Source organism: Anaerovorax odorimutans, assembly GCF_024459955.1.
GTDB classification, from domain to species: Bacteria; Bacillota; Clostridia; order Peptostreptococcales; family Anaerovoracaceae; genus Hominibacterium; species Hominibacterium odorimutans_A.
The window spans coordinates 1-323 of record NZ_JANFXK010000126.1; the positions used below are offsets into that span (position 1 = coordinate 1).

At 41.8% G+C, this 323-nt stretch carries 1 pseudogene; it reads right to left on the reverse strand.

Going from position 1 to position 323, the window contains the following annotated elements:
* Window positions 1–286, reverse strand: a pseudogene (locus tag NE619_RS18170) (sigma-70 family RNA polymerase sigma factor); the annotation flags it as partial.
* Between the last annotated feature and the right edge of the window lie 37 nt (window positions 287–323).

Here is a 323-nt window from a genome sequence, read left to right on the forward strand (position 1 = left end):
GTTGGTTATATAAATTTGTCAGCACTGTGTCCTCGACGTTGTCCGGAGGCTTTAGTGCTCTTTTGTGCAGGGTGGTTTCTGAAAGCTGTGATTGTTCCACATGACGTTCAGTCCACCGCTGTAGATTACGTTCTTTCTTTACAAAGTCACCCATTTCCTGAAATACAGCATATGAAACTTCCACCTCATGAGGTACAGCTTGTCCATCCAGAAAGGAAATGTAGTATCTGGGCTTTCCGCCTGCGGTTTCTTCCCACAATATGTATAAAGCTGTTTTATCAGCCATTTCTGTTTCCTCCAATCAATCTGAAATTTTTTCAAAA